At 61.4% G+C, this 18,688-nt stretch carries 20 protein-coding genes and 3 pseudogenes; 17 read left to right on the forward strand and 6 right to left on the reverse strand.

From position 1 onward, the window contains the following. Window positions 1-35 precede the first annotated feature (35 nt). The 5 genes and pseudogenes from QNO18_RS24175 to QNO18_RS24195 all read left to right on the forward strand — a co-directional run bounded on the left by QNO18_RS24175 (window position 36) and on the right by QNO18_RS24195 (window position 5,532). Window positions 36-2,333: an FdhF/YdeP family oxidoreductase gene (locus QNO18_RS24175; protein ID WP_283180009.1), complete on the forward strand. Its 2,298-nt coding sequence runs from the start codon at window positions 36-38 to the stop codon at window positions 2,331-2,333. Continuing rightward, window positions 2,326-2,985: pseudogene (locus tag QNO18_RS24180) on the forward strand (formate/nitrite transporter family protein). The gene QNO18_RS24175 and the pseudogene QNO18_RS24180 overlap by 8 nt, the downstream one beginning before the upstream one ends. Window positions 2,986-3,318: 333 nt before the next feature. After that, window positions 3,319-4,005: a YetF domain-containing protein gene (locus QNO18_RS24185; protein WP_283180010.1), complete on the forward strand. Its 687-nt coding sequence runs from the start codon at window positions 3,319-3,321 to the stop codon at window positions 4,003-4,005. 413 nt (window positions 4,006-4,418) lie between these two features. After that, the gene (locus QNO18_RS24190) at window positions 4,419-4,724 is read left to right on the forward strand and encodes a hypothetical protein (protein WP_283180011.1); all 306 of its coding nucleotides are present in this window, start codon (window positions 4,419-4,421) and stop codon (window positions 4,722-4,724) included. Window positions 4,725-4,734: 10 nt separating this feature from the next. Then, the gene (locus QNO18_RS24195) at window positions 4,735-5,532 is read left to right on the forward strand and encodes a Ku protein (protein WP_283180012.1); all 798 of its coding nucleotides are present in this window, start codon (window positions 4,735-4,737) and stop codon (window positions 5,530-5,532) included. Window positions 5,533-5,624: 92 nt separating this feature from the next. Here QNO18_RS24195 and ligD read toward each other — a convergent pair whose 3' ends face one another. Together ligD and QNO18_RS24205 are read right to left on the reverse strand one after the other, a co-directional pair. Continuing rightward, on the reverse strand, window positions 5,625-8,054 hold the full coding sequence (gene ligD / locus QNO18_RS24200) for a DNA ligase D (protein WP_283180013.1): 2,430 nt from the start codon (window positions 8,052-8,054) through the stop codon (window positions 5,625-5,627). Window positions 8,055-8,057: 3 nt separating this feature from the next. Beyond that, complete coding sequence (locus QNO18_RS24205) at window positions 8,058-8,906, reverse strand: Ku protein (RefSeq protein WP_283180014.1); 849 nt, start codon at window positions 8,904-8,906, stop codon at window positions 8,058-8,060. Window positions 8,907-9,034: 128 nt separating this feature from the next. Here QNO18_RS24205 and QNO18_RS24210 point away from each other — a divergent pair, with 128 nt between their 5' ends. After that, the gene (locus QNO18_RS24210) at window positions 9,035-9,325 is read left to right on the forward strand and encodes a hypothetical protein (RefSeq protein WP_283180015.1); all 291 of its coding nucleotides are present in this window, start codon (window positions 9,035-9,037) and stop codon (window positions 9,323-9,325) included. A 73-nt stretch (window positions 9,326-9,398) separates the two neighbouring features. On the opposite strand, the gene QNO18_RS24215 is transcribed toward QNO18_RS24210, so the two are convergent. The 3 genes from QNO18_RS24215 to QNO18_RS24225 all read right to left on the reverse strand — a co-directional run bounded on the left by QNO18_RS24215 (window position 9,399) and on the right by QNO18_RS24225 (window position 11,007). After that, window positions 9,399-9,758, reverse strand: a complete 360-nt coding sequence (locus tag QNO18_RS24215) for a hypothetical protein (RefSeq protein ID WP_283180016.1) — start codon at window positions 9,756-9,758, stop codon at window positions 9,399-9,401. 188 nt (window positions 9,759-9,946) lie between these two features. Continuing rightward, window positions 9,947-10,714 (reverse strand): FAD-dependent oxidoreductase, encoded by a 768-nt coding sequence (locus QNO18_RS24220; protein ID WP_283180017.1) that lies wholly within the window; start codon window positions 10,712-10,714, stop codon window positions 9,947-9,949. After that, a complete protein-coding gene (locus QNO18_RS24225; RefSeq protein WP_283180018.1) occupies window positions 10,672-11,007 on the reverse strand; it encodes an FAD-dependent oxidoreductase in 336 nt (111 codons plus the stop codon). The genes QNO18_RS24220 and QNO18_RS24225 overlap by 43 nt, the downstream gene beginning before the upstream one ends. 98 nt (window positions 11,008-11,105) lie before the next feature. On the opposite strand from QNO18_RS24225, the pseudogene QNO18_RS24230 reads away from it, so the two are divergent. After that, window positions 11,106-11,842 (forward strand): annotated as a pseudogene (locus QNO18_RS24230) (IS5 family transposase). 103 nt (window positions 11,843-11,945) lie between these two features. Further along, window positions 11,946-12,703, forward strand: a protein-coding gene (locus QNO18_RS24235; protein WP_283180019.1) for an IS5 family transposase whose coding sequence is annotated in 2 segments (ribosomal slippage) — window positions 11,946-12,270 and window positions 12,270-12,703 — 759 coding nt in all. Because the reading frame shifts where the segments join, the coding sequence is not laid out codon by codon here. A gap of 113 nt (window positions 12,704-12,816) precedes the next feature. On the opposite strand, the gene QNO18_RS24240 is transcribed toward QNO18_RS24235, so the two are convergent. Next, window positions 12,817-13,611: an XRE family transcriptional regulator gene (locus QNO18_RS24240; protein WP_283180020.1), complete on the reverse strand. Its 795-nt coding sequence runs from the start codon at window positions 13,609-13,611 to the stop codon at window positions 12,817-12,819. 139 nt (window positions 13,612-13,750) lie between these two features. On the opposite strand from QNO18_RS24240, the gene QNO18_RS25875 reads away from it, so the two are divergent. The 9 genes and pseudogenes from QNO18_RS25875 (at window position 13,751) to QNO18_RS24270 (ending at window position 18,685) form a co-directional block, all read left to right on the forward strand. Beyond that, window positions 13,751-14,953, forward strand: coding sequence for a CocE/NonD family hydrolase (locus QNO18_RS25875; protein ID WP_349293945.1), 1,203 nt, complete (start codon window positions 13,751-13,753; stop codon window positions 14,951-14,953). Next, window positions 14,947-15,072 carry a CocE/NonD family hydrolase C-terminal non-catalytic domain-containing protein gene (locus QNO18_RS25880; RefSeq protein WP_349293946.1) on the forward strand — a complete coding sequence of 42 codons (126 nt, stop codon included), beginning with the start codon at window positions 14,947-14,949 and terminating at the stop codon, window positions 15,070-15,072. Before QNO18_RS25875 ends, QNO18_RS25880 begins: the two co-directional genes overlap by 7 nt. Window positions 15,073-15,184: 112 nt before the next feature. Next, window positions 15,185-15,229, forward strand: a pseudogene (locus tag QNO18_RS25885) (hypothetical protein); the annotation flags it as partial. Window positions 15,230-15,291: 62 nt separating this feature from the next. Further along, a complete protein-coding gene (locus QNO18_RS25890; protein ID WP_349293947.1) occupies window positions 15,292-15,741 on the forward strand; it encodes a hypothetical protein in 450 nt (149 codons plus the stop codon). Between the two features lie 41 nt (window positions 15,742-15,782). After that, a complete protein-coding gene (locus QNO18_RS24250; RefSeq protein ID WP_283180021.1) occupies window positions 15,783-17,165 on the forward strand; it encodes an ABC transporter substrate-binding protein in 1,383 nt (460 codons plus the stop codon). Next, window positions 17,114-17,359 carry a hypothetical protein gene (locus tag QNO18_RS24255; RefSeq protein WP_283180022.1) on the forward strand — a complete coding sequence of 82 codons (246 nt, stop codon included), beginning with the start codon at window positions 17,114-17,116 and terminating at the stop codon, window positions 17,357-17,359. The genes QNO18_RS24250 and QNO18_RS24255 overlap by 52 nt, the downstream gene beginning before the upstream one ends. Window positions 17,360-17,368: 9 nt before the next feature. After that, the gene (locus tag QNO18_RS24260; protein ID WP_283180023.1) at window positions 17,369-17,980 is read left to right on the forward strand and encodes an ABC transporter permease; all 612 of its coding nucleotides are present in this window, start codon (window positions 17,369-17,371) and stop codon (window positions 17,978-17,980) included. Further along, window positions 17,905-18,312, forward strand: coding sequence for an ABC transporter permease (locus tag QNO18_RS24265; protein WP_349293951.1), 408 nt, complete (start codon window positions 17,905-17,907; stop codon window positions 18,310-18,312). The genes QNO18_RS24260 and QNO18_RS24265 overlap by 76 nt, the downstream gene beginning before the upstream one ends. Next, on the forward strand, window positions 18,296-18,685 hold the full coding sequence (locus QNO18_RS24270) for a hypothetical protein (RefSeq protein ID WP_283180024.1): 390 nt from the start codon (window positions 18,296-18,298) through the stop codon (window positions 18,683-18,685). The genes QNO18_RS24265 and QNO18_RS24270 overlap by 17 nt, the downstream gene beginning before the upstream one ends. Window positions 18,686-18,688: the final 3 nt, after the last annotated feature.

Genomic DNA, 18,688 nt, shown 5'->3' on the forward strand with positions numbered 1-18,688 from the left:
GGAACTTTCAATAAAAACAACGTCAGGAGAGAACCATGTCAGATCGCGCCAGCCATAAAGCCTATCACCAACCGACCGGCGGATGGGGATCGGTCAAATCGCTGTTGAAGCATTCCGTTCGGCAAGGCGCGATGTCTAAAGGTATCGGTCTGATGCGGGACCACAACAAAACCGGCGGCTACATGTGTACCAGCTGCGCATGGGCGAAACCTGGAGAACCCCATTTTGCAGAATTCTGCGAAAACGGTGCCAAGGCAACATTCTGGGATCTTACTTCGAAACGCACGACACCAGAGTTCTTTGCCCGGCATCGCGTTTCAGATTTGCTCCAGTGGCCGGATTATGACCTTGAGAACGAGGGGCGGCTGACCCACCCGATGCGCTATGACGCGGCCAGCGACAGATATATCGAAATATCCTGGGCCGAGGCTTTCACCGACATCGGCACCCATCTGCGGTCATATGCCGCTGAAGATGTTGTCTTTTATGCCTCGGGGCGCGCCTCACTGGAAACGTCCTATATGTATCAGCTTCTCGCGCGGCTTTATGGCAACAACAATCTGCCCGACAGTTCCAACATGTGCCATGAAACCACCTCCGTGGCGCTGCCGCAGAGCATCGGAACCCCCGTTGGCACTGTTCTGCTCGAGCATTTTCAGGACACGGATTGCATTCTGTCCTTCGGCCAGAATGTCGGCACCAACTCGCCACGACTGCTGCACACGTTGCAGGAGGTGCGCGAACGTGACGTGCCCATCGTGGTGTTCAATCCATTACGCGAACGAGGCTGGGAAGCCTTCGTCAATCCGCAGCGGCCGGGACAGATGCTGACCAACAAGGCCACGCAGATCGCAACGCAATACTACCAACCGCGCGCGGGCAGCGATATCGCGGTGATGACCGGCATGGCCAAGGCACTCTTCGCCTGGGACGATGCCGCAAAGGCTGCGGGCGAGCCGCGCGTGCTTGATGACAAGTTCATCGACGCCCATACCGCCGGGTTCGCGACATTCGAGACCATGGTGCGCGCCACCACCTGGCCCGAGATCGAAGCCGCCTGCGGATTGCCGCGCGAGGCTCTCGAGGCGGCAGCACGGACATATGCAGAGGCAAAATCGGTCATCGCCATCTATGGTATGGGCCTGACACAGCACAAGCTGGGCGTCGACTCTGTGCAGATGCTGGTCAACCTGCTGCTGATGCGCGGCAATATGGGCCGGCCCGGCGCAGGTATCTGCCCTGTGCGCGGGCATTCGAATGTGCAGGGCCAACGCACGGTGGGCATTGCCGAAAAGACCGCGCTGGTGCCGCTCGACGCGATGGCAGAGCGCTATGGGTTCACACCGCCGCGCGAAGACGGCATGAACACCGTCGAGGCCTGCGAGGGTATCGTCGCCGGCAGGGTCCGCGCTTTCATCGGGCTGGGCGGCAACTTTGTCCGGGCCATCCCCGAGCGCGAGCTGATGGAGCGCAAATGGCGCGATCTCGATCTGTCTGTGCAGATCGCCACCAAGCTCAACCGCAGCCATCTGATAACCGCGCGCACGACTTATCTGCTGCCGACCCTCGTGCGCTCGGAAATCGATGAACAGGCGTCTGGGCCACAGATCGTCACGATGGAAGATTCGACCACCTGCATTCACGCATCGCGCGGAAAATACCGCCCGGCCAGCCCCCAACTGCTGTCTGAGCCCAAGATCGTGGCCGAAATTGCCAAAGCCACATTGCCAGAGAACCCTTTGGTGCCATGGGATCTCTGGGTCGCCAACTACGGGCTGGTCCGGAACGAGATCGCAGCGATCTTTCCCGACGCCTTCCACGATTTCAACGACCGCCTCGACCTGCCCGGCGGCTTCCCGCGCCCTGTTCCGGCTCGTGAACGCATCTGGGAGACCGACACCGGTAAAGCGAACTTCAAGACGCCTTCGGCCCTGCATGCCAGCTTTGATACCGACGATGATCCCGGTGTGTTGCGCCTTATCACGTTGCGGTCGAACGACCAGTTCAACACCACCATCTACGGAAATGCCGATCGGCTGCGCGGCATACACGGCTCGCGCATGATCGTGATGATGAACCCGAACGACCGGATGCGTTTCCAGATTGCAAAGGACGGCCTGGCAAGGCTGACCACTGCGGCGGAAGATGGTGTGTCGCGGAGTGTCGGCGGGTTGCAGGTCATCGACTATGATATCCCTGAAGGCACCATTGCCGCCTATTACCCCGAATGCAACGCGCTGATCCCGCTGTGGCAATATGCACAGGAGAGCAAGACACCGGCCGCTAAATCGGTTCCGGTGCGGGTCAGTTCGGAGGCCCAGGCACATGTCTGATACTACGCTGCCGGAACCGCCCGTCCTGACGAAGGCAGTCTTCGACGCTGTGACCGACAAGGCCAATCTGTCGTTACGTCCTATGGTTGTGCTTGGCGTCCTTGCAGGCATCTACATCGGGCTGGGCGGGCTGTTTGCCACGATTGCGCTTGCACAAGGCGATGACCTGCCCTTCGGTGTGGCGCAGGCCCTTGCAGGTCTGGTCTTTGCGCTCGGCCTTGTGCTGGTTCTGGTCGCAGGTGCCTAACTCTTCACGGGCAATACCCTGATGGTAGGGCCGGTTGCCCTCGGCCAGCTGGCGGCATCTCGGGCATTGCTCGCGCTTTGCATCGTTTATATCGCGAACTTTGTTGGCTCGGTGACTCTTGCCGGGCTGATCGCCCTCGCCGACGTCCATGCGGGCGGCGAAGGAGCGGTCGGCAGGGCGGCGCTGGATCTCGCCCTGACCAAGCTCGACAAATCCTTTGGCGTCACGCTCGCCAGCGGCATTCTGGCAAACATGCTCGTCTGCCTTGCGGTCTGGATGGCCTATGGCGGTCAGACTGTGACTGAGAAACTCGCAGCCCTGCTCCTGCCCATTGCAGCTTTCGTCGCCGCCGGGCTCGAGCATTCGGTCGCGAATATGTATCTGCTGCCATATGCCTTTTTATAAAGGGCGACCATGCGGGCTATGACGTCACCGTCATCGGGATATTCGCCAATCTTCTCGCTGCAACGATGGGCAATCTGATCGGCGGTGCCTTGGTCGCATTGGCTTATGTCGCTGCGTATCGGACTGAATTGGCACAGCCGGATCATGGGAAATGAGAACGCTTCTTCAGCGAACGGCCAATGTCCCTCCGACTCTGGCAGTACAGGAACCTCACTGCCCTCTTGACCGTTGTTGGTGGGCCGGGACTGCTGACTGACCAGATGTCTGCACGGTCAGCCAGTTGACCTCGCACTGAATCTCTCACCGCAGTGCTCGGGGAAGGAAATCCGCCACATGCAAGCGATAACTCCCTTTGACTGGGTTCGCCTGTTCCTTGGTGAAGATCCGCCGCTCTTCTACCTGGAAATCGTCTTTCGCATCCTGGTCATCTGGATCTGGACCATGGCGCTGCTGCGCTGGATTGGCGGGCGCAGCATCTCGCAACTCTCGGTCGTCGAATTCCTGCTTGTCATCGCACTCGGCGCCGCCGTCGGAGATGCGATGTTCTACCCCGAGGTGCCGCTCGCCCATGCCATGCTGGTCATTGCCGTCCTCGTGGTGCTGGACAAAGCTGTCGATTATGCAATCCGGCGGTACCGCCTCGCGAAACGCATCATTGAAGGACAACCTGTGGCGATCCTGCGCAATGGCGTTATTCTTTGTGATGGCCTGAGCGCCCGCCAGCTCGGATCACTTGAGCTGATGGAAATGCTGCGCCTTAAAGGCGTTGAGAACCTTGCCTCCCTCCGCGTTGTGTATCTCGAGCCTTCCGGCAAGTTATCGATGTTTCCGGCAGAAAACCCGCAGCCTGGCCTCTCGATCATGCCGCCGAGGGAGGAAGTTAAAGGCGATGTGCCTGACCGGGGCGCTACTGCCTGTTGCGAGCACTGCGGGATGGTTGCTGACCCCCACGCGCCCTGCCCGAACTGTGGCGGAGACAGTTGGGTCCGCGCCACACCTGCGCCTAAGTGGAGGCAGTGAGCGATCCCATGACCAGAAATGTGGTGATCATTGAGGACCGGCTTGAAGTCGCTATTCCAATGGCGGCGCATCTCGAAGCGCGAGGGTTCAACATTGTCGGTCTGATCCTGGAACGGGCTGCGGCCCTTGCTGTCGCTGAAGGAGAGCGGGCAGATTTCAGCGCAAGGATAGCTGACCTTCCGCTGAGTGATCAAAGATCCAGAACATGCGTGGCGTTGCTGGCGGAGCTCGGAATCCCGACCCTGCAAATGCCCGCTCCAGTTTCGCAGACAGACCGCGCGACACGAGCCAGCGGGACCGTGAGCTCATTGTCCCGTCAGCGCCACTTCCCACATCGATAGCGGGGGCGGGGGAGAACCACGGGAACAAGGCGCGTGTTGAATGGTTGGATATCCATCAATCGGAGAGGTACGATGAACCGTAAAACCGAAGACCCCGCCACTCATCCGAAGCAGAAATCACTGGGGCAAAGCCCTGAGGCCGATTTGACCAGTCAGGCTTGGGAAGCAACCAGCCCGGCAGAGCAGGCTGAAGCTGCTGTCCCTGGCGGAGATGAACTGACGCCCGAACAGAAGCGCGTCACCCCGGAGGAAGTGCGCAACCATGCAATCGCACAGGGGACCGACGAACCCTCGATCCCGCGCGGGCGCAACCCTGACACAGCCATGTGCGAGGACCGCGACCATCCCGGCCGGGTCGACAAAGAGAACGACTGCTGAGGAGTGACGCATGGCACCCCGGCCGTTCTGGAAAGGCTATCTGAAACTCTCGCTGGTCAATTGCCCGGTGACCATGGCCCCAGCGACCAGCGAGGCCGAAAAGGTGCGCTTTCACACGATGAATTCCAAAACCGGCAACCGTGTGGTCAGCCGGTATGTCGACAGTGTCAGCGGCAAGCCAGTGCGCGACGAGGATGAGGTCAAGGGCTATGCCCGGGGTGAAGACGATTACGTCATCCTTGAGGATGACGAGATCGATCAGGTCGCGCTGGAAAGCACACGCACCATCGACATCGACATGTTTGTCCCTGCCGATACCATCGGATGGATCTGGTATGATACGCCGCACTACCTCTCGCCGGCGGATCGGGTGGGCGAGGAGGCGTTTTCCGTCATCCGCGCCGCCATGGCCGATACCGGAACGGTCGGCATCGCAAGGCTGGTCCTTTATCGCCGCGAACGCGCTGTGATGCTGGAGCCGCGCGGCAATGGCATCGTGGTCTGGACCCTGCGCTATGGCGATGAGGTGCGCGGCGCGGCGGAATATTTCGGCAAGGTCGAGGACAAGAAGCCCGATCCCAAACTGATGACGCTGGTCAAGCATCTGATAGATGAGCGCAAAAAACCCTGGTCGCCTGACATGGCGTCCGACCCTGTCCAGGCGCGGCTACTTGATCTGATCGCCGCGAAGAAAAGGGGCCGCAAGCGTGTGCCCAAGGCGAAGGCTGAACCTGCGGCCAAGGACAACGTCGTCAGCATCATGGATGCGCTGAAACGCAGCCTTGCCGCAGAGAAGAAGGGCAAATAGCTATCGCGCCTTGACTTTCATCGGCGCGGCTGACTTGCGAAACCCCTCCCACGGATCGCCTGTCATCGCGGCCAGTCGGGCAGGCAGATTGGTCAGGGTGAAATGCGCCGGGCCGATTTCCGGCCCAAGCTCTTGCCACTCCAACGGAGTCGACACCGCCGCCCGCGCCGCGCGCGGGTAGAATAGGCCGCTACCGCCGTCGCACCGCGTTGATTACGCAAATAGTCGATCAGAATGCGCCCCTTGCGCCTGGCCTTCGCAACTGTTGCCACATAGTCGCCGGGGGCATCGGAGGCCATCGCCTGCGCAACACCCTTGGTGAACGCCTTCACCTCGGGCCATGTGGCATGGGGTTTGATCGGCGCCACGACATGCAACCCCTTGCCGCCCGAGGTCTTGACGAATGCCGTTAGCCCGGCCTCGGTCAGCCGCTGGCGCACCTCATGCGCTGCTGCGATCACACGCGGCCACTCCACACCCTCGCCCGGATCCAGATCCATAGTGATTATGTCGGGCCGCTCTGAATCCTCAAGCGAAGCCCCCCAGGGGTGGATCTCCAGCGCCGCCGATTGCACCAGCCCGATCAGACCATCCAGACTGTCGATGCTGATCAGCGGATCACCTGGGTCCTTCGGGTCTTCGACCAGCAGTATATTGCTGTTCATCCCCTTCCAGGCGTGTTTCTGAAAGAAACTCTGGCCGCTGATCCCTTCGGGGCACCGCAAGAGCGCCAGGGGGCGATTGACCACAAAAGGCGCGATCTGCCGCCAGACCTGAGTGTAGTAATCCGCCAGACCCTCTTTGGTGATCCCCTCGTCCGGCCAGTAGATCCGGTCGGGATGCGTCAGTTTGAAATTGGGGCGCGGCGCGGCTTTGGCCGGTTTCGCCACGGCGGTCGCAGCCTCACTGCGGATCTCAGAGGCGGGCTTGTCCTCGCGCAAGCCCCGGAACGACGCATGGCGCAGATGGCCATCCGCCGTCCAGGCGCGGAATTCGACCTCGGCCACAAGTTCGGGCCGCAAGTAGCGCACCTGCTGCGCCTGTTCCGCCGTCAAAGGGGCCGCAAAGGGGCTGTCTTCGCTGCGGATCCTCTCCAGCCGCCGGAACAGATCCTGCGCCATGCGGGCCGAAAACCCGGTGCCCACGCGGCCAACATGGATCAGATCATTCCCCTCATACACACCGAGGACCAGCGAGCCGATGGCGTTTGGCGACGCGGTCGAGGGCATATAGCCGCCGATGACGAATTCCTGCCGGGCCGAGCATTTGGATTTGATCCAGGCCTTGCCGCGTCCCTGCCGGTAAGGCGAGTCGCGCAGTTTGGACACGATCCCTTCAAGACTCAGGCGGCAGGCATGTCGCAAAACCGTCGCGCCGCTTTCCTCGAAGTGGCTGCTGTAGCGCAACGGGCCGCCTGATGTGGCCAGAAGGTGCTCCAGTATCTCTTTACGCTGCACCAGCGGCAGCCCGCGGAGATCGTGACCATCCAGATGCAGAAGGTCAAAGCCGTAGAACAGAAATCGGTCCTCGCGCCCCTCGCTCAGATCTGCCTGAAGGGCGGAAAAATCCGAGGCGCCATTGCCGCTTTCGACCACCATCTCGCCGTCAATCAATGCGGTGCCGACGGGAAGGTCGCGCAAGGCCGTCGGCACCTGTTTGCCGAAGCGGTCGGTCCAGTCCAGCCCGCTGCGGGTCAGAAGTTTGACTTGCCCGACGTCAATCCAGGCTTGCAGTCGATAGCCGTCGAACTTGATCTCATGCAGCCAACGATCCCCCTTCGGCGCAGCGGGGGCAAGCGTCGCCAGCATCGGCGGAATGAAATCCGGCAGAGGTTCCTTCTTTGCGGCCCTGATCGTCGCGGGATCGGGCAGCCGAGTTTCGGTTTCGTCGAGTTCTGCGGATTCGGCCTTTGCGCGGGTCTTCCGGGGTGTCCCGTCTTTCGCAGGCTGACCTGACACATCGCCTGCGATTTCGGAGAGGTCGCGACCGGTTTTGACCGACAGTGGCAGCTCTTCCAGGATGTCGGGTGCATCGCCCGGTCGGGCGACCTCATCATCCGCCTTGATCAGCAGCCAGTTCTCCCGCTTTTCGCCCGGCTTGCCCTGCATCCGGATCAGATGCCAGCGGCCCTGCAACTTCTCGCCCGACAGTTCGAATTCCAGATGTCCCTTGGCATAGCCCCTGGCTGCATCACCGATAGGGGACCACGTGCCACGGTCCCACAGGAGCACGGTGCCGCCGCCATATTCACCCTTGGGAATGGTGCCTTCGAACGCGCCATAGGCCAGCGGGTGATCCTCGACATGCACTGCCAGCCGCTTTTCCCCTGCTACCAGACTGGGTCCGCGCGTCACCGCCCAACTGCGCAGCACACCGTCCATTTCCAGCCGGAGATCATAGTGCAGGCGGCGCGCCGCGTGTTTCTGGATGACAAAACTGTCGCCGCGTTTGCGTCCCTTTTTGCCCTTTGGCTCGGAGGTAGCGGTGAAGTCACGCTTTTGGTGGTAGTGTTCCAGCGCCATGGCTTAACCCGCCTTGCGCTTTGCACCGGGCTTTACAGTCGACTTGGCGCGCGGCTTTCGGGCGGGGCCGGGCTTGCCGTCCAGTTTTGTGCTTTCGCGCAGCGCCTCCAGCAGATCGACCACCTTGCCGCGCGCCTCGGTTGCGCGCGGTTTGATCTTGCGGCCCTCGATCTTGGCCTTGACCAGTCCCTCCAGCTCGGCCTCGTATCGGTCATCAAACGCGGCAGGGTCGAATGTGCCCATCTTGGTCTGGATGATGTGGCGGGCCAGGTCCAGCATCTCGCCCGCGATCCTGGGGGCAGGAATGTCCTTGAAGGCAGCCTCTACTGAGCGGACTTCATAATCAAAGTTCAGCGTGGTCGCGACCAGCCCTTGCCCATCAGCACGGATCAGCACCGTCCGCATCCGCCGGAACAACACCGTACGCGCGATGGCGGCGACTTTCTTTGCCGCCAGACCGTCACGGATCAGACCGAACGCTTCCATGCCCGAATGATCAGCGGGCGCCAGATAATACGGCTTGTCGAAATAGACATCATCCACCTCTCCACAGGGCAGAAAGGCTTCGATCGCCAGCACCTTGTCGCTGTCGGGAACCGCGGCTGCGATGTCTTCGGGGTCAAGCAGCACATGCTCTCCGTCCGAGACCTCGTAGCCCTTGACCTGATCGTTCCGATCCACGGGCTCGCCAGTTTCGGCATCGACAAATTCCCGCCGCACCCGGTTGCCGGTGGCGCGGTTTATCGTGTGGAAGGCGATCCTGTCCGAGGTGGAGGCCGCCGTATAAAGCGCCACCGGGCAGGCCAGCTCGGCAATCTTCAGCGTACCTTTCCAATTCGCGCGTGGGGCCATGGGACATCACCTCCAGTTCGGGTTCCTTTGCATAACCGGCGATGCGACAGATCGTTCCGGGCGAACGGCAGGTCAGGAACATGTTCAGTCGCCAGGGGTTCGATCCGGGAGCTGAAGGAGAATGAGCTATGAAAGACCCAGTGACCTCCGCCAAACTTCGTGACGAGATCGACCACGGTCAGGCTGGAGACAAAGTGTCGTTTCCGGATCCCGCAGCAGCGCCTCTCGGAACCGATGACGAAGCTGCCGGCCACCCGCCAACACCCGAACAGATCGCAATGGCACGCAGACATGAGGTAAAAGAAGAACCGACGCCGCGACCGGAGCTGGACGGCTGGACCGGAAATGGCGGCGTTAAGCTCCTCCTCGGAGCTGCGATCCTGCTTGCCGCCGTCCTGGGCTATTATCTCAGCCGTTAAAGCCGCTGAGGAACCTCAGACCACTATTTGAACGACCGAGCGGGGCTTCCAGACGCGACGGATACCAAAGGGATCAGTAGTTTCCGGGAGGATCGCTGGCCGGGAACGACTCGTCGCTCTCTTCATCCACCTTGTCCCATTTTTTGGGTGGCATCAGCATTTCCTTGCGCCCGGCTACCCTGACATAATCATCAGGCACATCCGCAGCCTTACCTGCATTCTCTTCAGGCTGGGTCGCGTCATTGACATGCCGCAAGGGCTGATCCTCGCGTTGACCCTGAGCCGTAGAGGCATCAGGCTCATTCAGTGAAGCCGCGGCCTGTTTCAAGTGATGCTCTTCACCAGCGTCAACCTTCACCCCCGGGTCCGAAGGGCCCTTCGGATCTTTAAACGATGCTGCATTTTCCTTCGCGGGGATCTTCTTTTCCACCATCTGGCTATCTCCTCTGCAGACGTGCGTTAAGTGCAACCTGCAGAGCAATACGATGTTCCGCTCCAGCGAATATGAAGAGCGAGGCGTTGACCGCACTCCTGCGTGACTGTCACTTGACTACAGCAACCGATCCCGCCGGTCAGGCGCCGGGTCGGTGCCTGATGCCGCCGGAAGTTGCTGCTGCGGGGTCAGTCGATGGCAGGCTCGTCTCCGGGTTTCGGATGCGCGATCAGGCGGCTGCTGTTCTGGCCGCGCAGGTAGGTCCAGAGCCAGTTCCATGCGACAGCGGCCCGGCTCCTGGTGCCGATCAGGAAGAAGATATGCGCGATACCCCAGATCCACCAGGCAAGTGCGCCTTTCAGGCGAAGCATCCCGATTTTTACCACCCCCGCGCGCTTGCCGATGGTTGCCAGATCACCCTGATGGCGATAGCGGAAAGGCTCGGTCGTGGCCTGGCCGGACAGCCGCGCGCGAATGAGACGGGCGACGTGACTGCCCTGTTGCTTTGCGGCTGGCGCGATTCCAGGGACCGGATCGCCATTCTCTTGCAGCACCGCAGCGGTATCGCCAATTACGAAGATCTCAGGCCTGCCTGCAACCGTCAGGTCAGACTGCACAGGCACCCTGCCCGCCCGGTCGCCCTTCACCCCCAGCCATTTGGCGGCCGGTGACGCCGCGACGCCCGCTGCCCAGATCAGCGTCCGGCATGGCAGAAAGTCATCGCCCAGCTGGACGCCTTCTTCGGTGCAATCCGTCACGGGGGCACCAAAGCGCAACTCCACCCCCCGCCGTTCCAGCGCGCGGGCCGCATAATCTGAAAGATCTTCGGGGAAGGACGAGAGTATCCTTTTACCCGCTTCGATCAGAACGACTCGGGTCTGGCGTGTGTCGATGTTGCGGAACTCATTGCGGATCATATTGCGGGCCAGATCCGCCAGAATGCCCGCCAGTTCCACCCCGGTCGGCCCCCCCCGATCACGGCAAAGGTCATCAACGCATGCCTTATCTCCGGATCGGCTTCGCGTTCTGCCCGCTCGAAGGCCAGCAGGATACGGTTGCGGATCCGTGTCGCATCTTCGATGGTCTTCAACTCGGGCGCATGGGGCGCCCATTCCGGATGGCCGAACCATGAATGGGTGGCACCGGTGGCGATCACCAGGGTGTCATAGCCAATCGCCGCCCCGTCATCGGTGATCACCACCCGGCGGTCGAGATCGATACCAGCGACCCGCGCCAGCAAGGTCGTCACATCCGGCCGCCTTTCCATAAGGCTGCGGATCGGCGTTGTTGCAGAACTCCTCAGCGAGCAGGATTCACACTTTGAACCCATGGGTTTAAAGAGCTGGGATGACCAAGCCTGAACCCGCCCGCTACCGCACGACCAACTGGAAGTCCTACAACAGGGCGCTGAAGCAGCGTGGTTCTTTGCTGATCTGGCTGGACAAAGAGATGTCGTGGCGCGGTCCCCGGACCGGGGGTAACGGTCGGCCTGCAGTCTTCAGCGATGCGGCCATTCAGTTCTGCCTCATGGTGAAGGTCCTGTTCGGGCTTCCGCTCCGACAAACGACCGGGATGGTGGAGAGTATTCTGTCGATGGCTGGCCTCGACTGGCCGGTGCCGGACTTTTCGACCCTGAGCCGCCGACAGAAACGCATCACGGTGCAGATATCGAACCGCCGTGCGTCCGGTCCTCTCAACCTGCTGGTGGACAGCACAGGGATCAAGTTCCTCGGCGATGGAGAATGGCTCGCGCGCAAGCATCCCTCTCCGCTGCAACGGCCGCGCGTGGAAAGAGGATTGCCCTGCTGCCCGCGTCCGAAACGACATCCTGCACGAAACACGACGCCCCGGACGCGCCAAGTGGAAGCGATCAGCCGGCTGCCATGTCCGAAGTCGGGTCGAGGCGCGGATGAACTGCCTCAAGGCCTTTGGCCAGCGCATCGCCTCACGCGACCCAGATCGGCAAACCGCAGAGATCCAGATCCGCATTGTGTCGCAGGTCCTCTCGAACCAGTGGCGTTCACCTGCTCCGCATGAACAAGTATAATGCTCGCGGCACCGCCGAGATCATTGCCGTGGGCTGAACGTCACGCGGGAAAGGCAGAGATCCGCTTCCAGCCGATTAGGTTCAGGACCCATTGATTTCCGGTTCTGTGCGTGATTCAGGCTCTGCAAGGAGACTGACCGATGAGCAATCTTTACTGGCTTTCCGAGGCGCAGATGGCGCGCTTGCAGCCGTTTTTCCCCAATAGCCATGGCAAGGCGCGCGTTGATGACCTCCGTGTCCTTAGCGGCATAATCTTCATCAATCGCAATGGGTTGCGGTGGTGCGATGCGCCGAAGGAATACGGACCAGCCAAGACCCTCTACAACCGTTGGAAGCGTTGGAGTGACAGCGGGGTCTTCGCCCGGATCATGGTCGGCCTGGCCGCTGAGAGCGCCGAGCACAAGACCATCATGATTGACGCGACCTACCTCAAGGCGCACCGCACGGCGTCGAGCCTGCGGGTGAAAAAGGGGGGCGCGGGCGTCAGATCGGGCGAACCAAAGGTGGCATAAACACGAAGCTGCACGCCGTTACCGATGCGAAGGGGCGGCCGATCGGGTTCTTCATGTCGGCCGGCCAGGTCAGCGATTACACCGGCGCAGCGGCTCTGCTGAGCAGCCTGCCGAAGGCGGACTGGCTGCTGGCCGATAGAGGTTATGACGCTGATTGGTTCAGAGAAGCATTGAAAGACAAGGGGATAAAAGCATGCATCCCCGGCAGGAAGTCCCGTAAAAAGGCCGTCAAATATGACAAGAGACGCTACAAACGGCGCAACCGCATAGAGATCATGTTCGGGCGCCTGAAAGACTGGAGACGCGTCGCCACGCGGTACGACAGGTGCCCGGAAACCTTCTTCTCCGCGATCATGCTCGCTGCGACCGTCCTCTTCTGGCTATGAAACTCAATGAGTCTGGAGCCTACGATCCTTGCCATAATTATGAGCAGGGAGGCCGCGCGGGGATGTCCCGGGCGGCTAAAATCCGCCTGTGACGGCCGCATCAGGACTGATGCTTATCCCGTCATCAACATGCTTTCCCCGGAACTGAAGAAGTTGCGCACAATCGGGTCGAGATTGCTGCCATCGACCCGAAAAAGCCCACATTGCGCCATGGCCTCGCGCAGCGAGTGCGTTATTCGCAATCGCCGGATGATCAGCCGCGATGCAAAGGGCCCGCGATGCGGATGCCAGCCGATCCCGGACGCCATGCCGGTCAGGTAATTGGCCTGATGGCGATGCGCGGCATAGAGAATTGTCTGGCCAAACCCATCCACCGGGCCGCGCGCATGTTCCAGAATGAAGATCCGGTCGCCGCGCAGCACAGCATGGCCGTCAAAGCGCGACCGGGTGATCCTGCCGTAATCAGGATTCTCGACACGCCCGACATAGCGGGTCAACACCCGATGATCGCGCTCATAAAGCTGCAAGAGGCCGCATTGCACCTGCCCGGGCCATGACGGGGTCAGGAAATAGTAATGATAGAAGCCCAGATAGTTCCGCAGCGATGCCAGTTCGCCCGGCTCGGGGCGCAGGGCGGCGGCGAAAGAGGATTGCGGATCGAGGCCAGGCCCGCTGCGCGAATCCTCAAGACGGGGCGAGAGGAGTTCCTTTTCGCTCAGCGCGAAATAGGCCGCGATACGGCGCAGGTTATGCGCCGAGGGCATGGCGGAGCCGGTAAGATAGCGGTCAAATTGCTGCCGGTTGATGCCGATTTCGCGGCAGATCAGCGAGACTGACACCCTTGTTGCACAGAGATTTCGCAAATTACGGGAAAAATTTTCGCCGATGCGCGCTGACAGCACGGACATTTTACGCTCCTTTGCATCTGTTCGCGTAAACCAGCACAAATTGATACAAATCCGCGCAATTGGCAAGAAGTCCTCAACCCTCATTCTGCGCGGCAGTGCTTCGCTGCGAGGCCAGAATAACCAGGGAAGAGTGCCGGGCATGACCGTGATCCATGAAACCGTCGATATGGCGATCAATCTCCCCGATGGCACCAGGCTCTCGGCGCGCAGCTGGATCCCGGAGGATGCAGTGGCGCAGCCGGTTCCGGCGATCCTCGAATTTCTGCCCTATCGCAAACGCGATGGCACCGCAGAGCGCGATCAGATCACCCATCCCTGGTTTGCCGCTCGGGGCTACGCCTGCCTGCGCGTCGATATGCGCGGCTGTGGCGAATCCGAGGGGCTCTTTGACGACGAATATTCGCCGCAGGAGATGCAGGACGCGCTGGATGTGATCGACTGGATCTCGCGCCAGGACTGGTGCTCGGGCAATGTCGGCATGATGGGGATTTCCTGGGGCGGCTTCAATTCGCTGCAGGCTGCGGCCAATCGCGCGCCCGCGCTGAAGGCGATCATCACGCTTTGCTCGACCACCGACCGCTTTGCCGATGACATCCATTTCAAGGGCGGCTGCCTTCTGGGCGAGAATATCGGCTGGGCTGCGACGGCGGCTTCCTGGTTCTCGCCACCGCCGGACCCGGCGCTGGCAGGCGAGGCCTGGCGCGATATCTGGCTGAACCGGCTGGAGAAAATGCCCTTCCTTGCACAGACCTGGCACGAGCGTCAGAACCGCGATGCCTATTGGAAACATGGCTCGGTCTGCGAGAATTATGATGCGATCACGGCGGCAGTCTTTGCCATTGGCGGCTGGCATGACGGCTATCGCAACACTCCCTCTCATCTCGCGACCAATCTGACCGCACCGGTGCGCGCGCTGATGGGCCCCTGGAACCACAAATATCCGCATATGGCGGTGCCCGGACCCCGGATCGGCTTTTTGCAAGAGGCGCTGGCCTGGTGGGATCACTGGCTGAAAGGCATCGGGAACGGCGCCGACCGGGCCCCGGCCTATACCGCCTGGCTGATGGACAGCGTAAAGCCCGCAACCTCTTTCGGGCATCGTCCCGGGCGCTGGATTACCGAGGCCGAATGGCCCTCGCCCGGATCACGCCACGCATCTTCCACCTTGGCGAGGCCCGGCTGGGCGACACCCTGCCCCGCTTTCGTGCAGCAGGCGCGCCCCTCGACGGCGGTCGGGATGGCGACGGGGGAGTATTTCCCCTTTGGCTTCGGCCCGGGTGAATTGCCCGATGACCAGCAGGGTGATGACGCGCTTTCGGCCTGCTTTGACTCGACATGCTGAATGACACCTGCGACATTGTCGGTGCACCGCGTGTCACCCTGACGCTCAGCGCCGATCAGCATCGCGGACAAATCGCCGTGCGGCTTTGCGATCTGCGCCCGATGGCAGTTCGGCGCTGATCACGATGGGCGTCCTGAACCTGCGCCACCGTGACGGGTTTGAGGCAATGAAGGATCTCGTCCGGGCCAGCCCACAGAGGTCACGCTGGATCTGGACCAGATCGCCTACCGCCTGCCCGAAGGCCACCGGATGCGAATTGCTGTTTCCACCAGCTACTGGCCCTTCATCTGGCCCGAACCCGAGCCTCTGACGGTGACGATCTCGGGGGCAGCCTCTCGTTGCCGCTGCGCCCGCTGGCGACAGGTGACGAGATCAGCTTTCCTGAACCGACCGGCGCTCCGCCTCTGGCGCTTAAATACCATTCGGAAACACTCGAATCGAAACATGTCGAGACCGACCCCGCGACCGGCGAAACCCGGATCATCATCTCCGGCACCACACCACTGACCGAGGATCTGACGCACGGCCTGACCACCGGATCGAAAATCGAGGAAATCTGGTCGATCCGGGACGGCGACCCCGCCAGCGCGAGGGTCGATATCACCTGGGATCGCAGCCTTGGCCGGGGAGACTGGCAGACCCGCAGTCGCGTTCTGACCAGTCTCTGGGGCGACGCGGAAGATTTCCACATCGTTCAGCGCATCCAGGCCTGGGAGGCGAGAGGCTGGTCTTTGACCGCCATCACCAGGATTCTGTGCGCAGGCTGTAAGCCGCTGACAATCCGATAAAAAAGCATCCTCAGGATGCAAGACAGGAAGGGACCGGAACAATGACCGTGAAAGAGATGACCGGCGTATCGCGCCGTGGTTTCATCGCCTCATCACTTGCGCTCGGGGCAGCGGGGCTTGCGCTGCGCGGCCACCCGGCTTTGGCCCAGGTCAGCACGGAAGGCGGTCGCCTTCGCGCAAGGCTTTATGCCGATATCTCGAATCTCGATCCGGCCTTCTGGACTTCGGGCTCGGATGCGCTGGTGATGGAATGCATCTTCGCCTTCGCAATGCAGTTCGAGACCGGCACGAATGAATTCAACGCTTTGCCACTGGCGCTGAAAGCGCTGAATGTGATCGATGACACCCATATCGGCTTTGAGCTGTATGAGGGCATCCTCTATTCCGGCGAATATGGCGAAATGACCGCCGAGGATGCCAAATTCTCCTGGGAACGCATCGCGGATCCGGCGGTACAATCGCCCTATGCGGCGGATTGGGCGCAGCTGGATCATGTCGAGGTGACCGGTCGCTATAGCGGCACCATCTTGCTGAAATCGCCCTTCGCGCCCTTGTTCACCACCACCCTGCCCGCAACCAGCGGCATCATCCTGCCCAAAGCCGCGATTGAGGCGGCGGGTGGTCAGTTCTCGACCGAACCGCCTGTGACCTCTGGCCCCTACCGCATCCGCGAATGGCAGCCGCGCACCCGGCTGGTTTTGGAAAAGAACCCCGATTTCACGCTGTTCGATGTCGCATTCGATGAGCTCGTCCTGATCCCGATCGAAGACCCCAAGACCGCCGAGCTGGGCTTTGAAGCGGGCGATCTGGATCATGCGCAGACCTCGATCTCGTCGATCCCGCGCTTTGCTGCCGTCGCACCGAATGGCGGGCGCTTTGATGAGTTTACGGCGCTGAACTATTACTGGCTTGGCATGAATGAGGCCAATGCCGATCTGACAGATCAGAAAGTGCGCCGCGCCATCCAGCACGGGATCGACCGCGATGCGGTGGTCGAGGCCGCCTATCTGGGGCTGCCTCGCCCGCCGCCGGGATCATCGCGCCGGGCCTTGCGGGGCACCGCGCGGAAAACACCTATAATTACGACCCCGATCTTGCCCGCAGCCTGCTGGCCGAGGCCGGGGTGCCGAATCTCAATGTCACGCTTTCAATCCAGCAGACCGCCGAAGATCTGGCCGCCGCCCAGATTATCCAGGCGCTGCTCGCCGATATCGGCGTCACCGTGCAGATTGACCAGTATGAAAGCGGCAGCTTCTGGAGCCTCGGGATCGAGGCCGATGGCGATCAGTGGAAGAGCCTGCAGCTCTTCCTCTTCAGCTTCACCATGCAACCCGATCCCAGCTGGGCCACCGCCTGGTTCACTTCGGAGCAGGTGGGCGTCTGGAACTGGCAGCGGTTCAGCAATGAGGAATTCGACCGGCTGAACCAGGAGGCCTCGACCGAGCTGGACATGGAAAAGCGGGGCGCGATGTATTTCCGCATGCAGGAGCTGATGGAGGAATCTGGCGATTTCGTCTTCCTGACCTTCGAGCCGATCGGCACCCTGACCGCCGCAGGCGTCATGCCCGCGATGCGGCCCGATGGCTGGCCGATCCTGTCGCGTTTCACAAAGGCCTGATTTCCTGCGATGCTCAGCTATCTTGCCAGGCGCATCCTTCTGTCGGTCGCGGTAGTCCTCACCGTGATCGCAGCCCTGTTTGCGATGATGCATGCCATTCCCGGTGACGCGGTCAGAACCGCGCTTGGCCCGCGCGCAAGCGAGGCAATGGTCGAGGCTTATCGCGTGAAAATGGGGCTGGATCAGCCGGTTCTCGTGCAGATCTGGCGGTTTTTCAGCACCATTTTGCAGGGGGATCTGGGCAGTGATGCCATATCGGGTGTACCGGTTGCACGGATCATCCTCGCGCAGCTTCCCGATACGCTTTACCTCGTCGCCGGTGCGATGGTGGTCGCAGTGGTGCCCGGCATCTGGCTGGGCGTGATGTCCGCCACGCATCGCGGCAGCCTTTTTGACCGGGTGACCTCGGTCCTGTCGGTCTCGGTCATGGCGGTGCCGTCTTTCGTGATCGCGATCTATCTCCTGCTGATCTTCGCCATCCACCTGTCCTGGTTCCCGCCATCGGCGCGGGCGAGGGTTTTGCCGACCGGCTGCACCGGCTGGTCCTGCCCTCGGTCGCGCTCGGGCTGGCCTGGATCGGCTATATCGCACGGATCCTGCGCGCCTCGATGCTGGAGGTGATGGGCGAAAACCATATCCGCACCGCCCGCGCCTTTGGACTGTCGGAGCGGCGGATCATGTTTGATTACGTGCTGCGCATCGCGCTTTTGCCGACGATCACCGTCCTTGGCATGGGGATCGGCCAGATGCTGTCCGGCGCGGTCTTTGCCGAAATCGTCTTTGGCCGCCGCCGGCATCGGCAAGCTGGTCTACGATTCCATCGCAGCGCGGAATTACCCCATCGTGGTCGGCACTCTGCTGGTGACCACCGGCTTCTTCGTCTTGTTAACCTGATTGCCGATCTGCTGATCGCCTTCCTTGACCCGAGGGTGCGCAATGTCGTCAGCCGTTGATACCGCCACCGCAGCTGTGGTGAAAAAGCCGCGCAAAGCCAGAGGCGCCATGCGTCGCCTTGTCAGTGACCCTCTGGGGGCGCTTGGGCTCGGGCTGATCGTGGTGACGGTGCTCGCCGCCCTTGCGGCGGGGCTTTTGCCGCATGACCCGGTCAAGCTGAACCCGATGGTGCGTTTCGCCGCGCCCGGGGCCGAACACTGGCTGGGCACCGACAATCTGGGCCGCGATCTCTTTACCCGCATGCTATATGGTGCGCGGATTGCGCTGGTGATTTCTATCGGGGCGACAGTGGCGTCACTGCTGGTCGGGCTGCTCTTCGGCGTATTGGCGGGGTTCGGACGCGCTGGCTGGACAGTATCCTGCTTTTGCTGATGG

The sequence above is a fragment of the Gemmobacter sp. 24YEA27 genome (assembly GCF_030052995.1).
GTDB lineage: Bacteria > Pseudomonadota > Alphaproteobacteria > Rhodobacterales > Rhodobacteraceae > Pseudogemmobacter.

Coding starts and splice junctions, on each gene's coding strand:
- QNO18_RS24240 (WP_283180020.1), bottom strand. CDS start 13,611: ATGTCCGTGCTGTCAGCGCGCATCGGCGAAAATTTTTCCCGTAATTTG.
- QNO18_RS25875 (WP_349293945.1), top strand. CDS start 13,751: ATGACCGTGATCCATGAAACCGTCGATATGGCGATCAATCTCCCCGAT.
- QNO18_RS24215 (WP_283180016.1), bottom strand. CDS start 9,758: ATGGTGGAAAAGAAGATCCCCGCGAAGGAAAATGCAGCATCGTTTAAA.
- QNO18_RS25880 (WP_349293946.1), top strand. CDS start 14,947: ATGCTGAATGACACCTGCGACATTGTCGGTGCACCGCGTGTCACCCTG.
- QNO18_RS24185 (WP_283180010.1), top strand. CDS start 3,319: ATGCAAGCGATAACTCCCTTTGACTGGGTTCGCCTGTTCCTTGGTGAA.
- QNO18_RS24195 (WP_283180012.1), top strand. CDS start 4,735: ATGGCACCCCGGCCGTTCTGGAAAGGCTATCTGAAACTCTCGCTGGTC.
- QNO18_RS24205 (WP_283180014.1), bottom strand. CDS start 8,906: ATGGCCCCACGCGCGAATTGGAAAGGTACGCTGAAGATTGCCGAGCTG.
- QNO18_RS24190 (WP_283180011.1), top strand. CDS start 4,419: ATGAACCGTAAAACCGAAGACCCCGCCACTCATCCGAAGCAGAAATCA.
- QNO18_RS24210 (WP_283180015.1), top strand. CDS start 9,035: ATGAAAGACCCAGTGACCTCCGCCAAACTTCGTGACGAGATCGACCAC.
- ligD (WP_283180013.1), bottom strand. CDS start 8,054: ATGGCGCTGGAACACTACCACCAAAAGCGTGACTTCACCGCTACCTCC.
- QNO18_RS24250 (WP_283180021.1), top strand. CDS start 15,783: ATGACCGTGAAAGAGATGACCGGCGTATCGCGCCGTGGTTTCATCGCC.
- QNO18_RS24260 (WP_283180023.1), top strand. CDS start 17,369: ATGCTCAGCTATCTTGCCAGGCGCATCCTTCTGTCGGTCGCGGTAGTC.
- QNO18_RS24270 (WP_283180024.1), top strand. CDS start 18,296: ATGTCGTCAGCCGTTGATACCGCCACCGCAGCTGTGGTGAAAAAGCCG.
- QNO18_RS24175 (WP_283180009.1), top strand. CDS start 36: ATGTCAGATCGCGCCAGCCATAAAGCCTATCACCAACCGACCGGCGGA.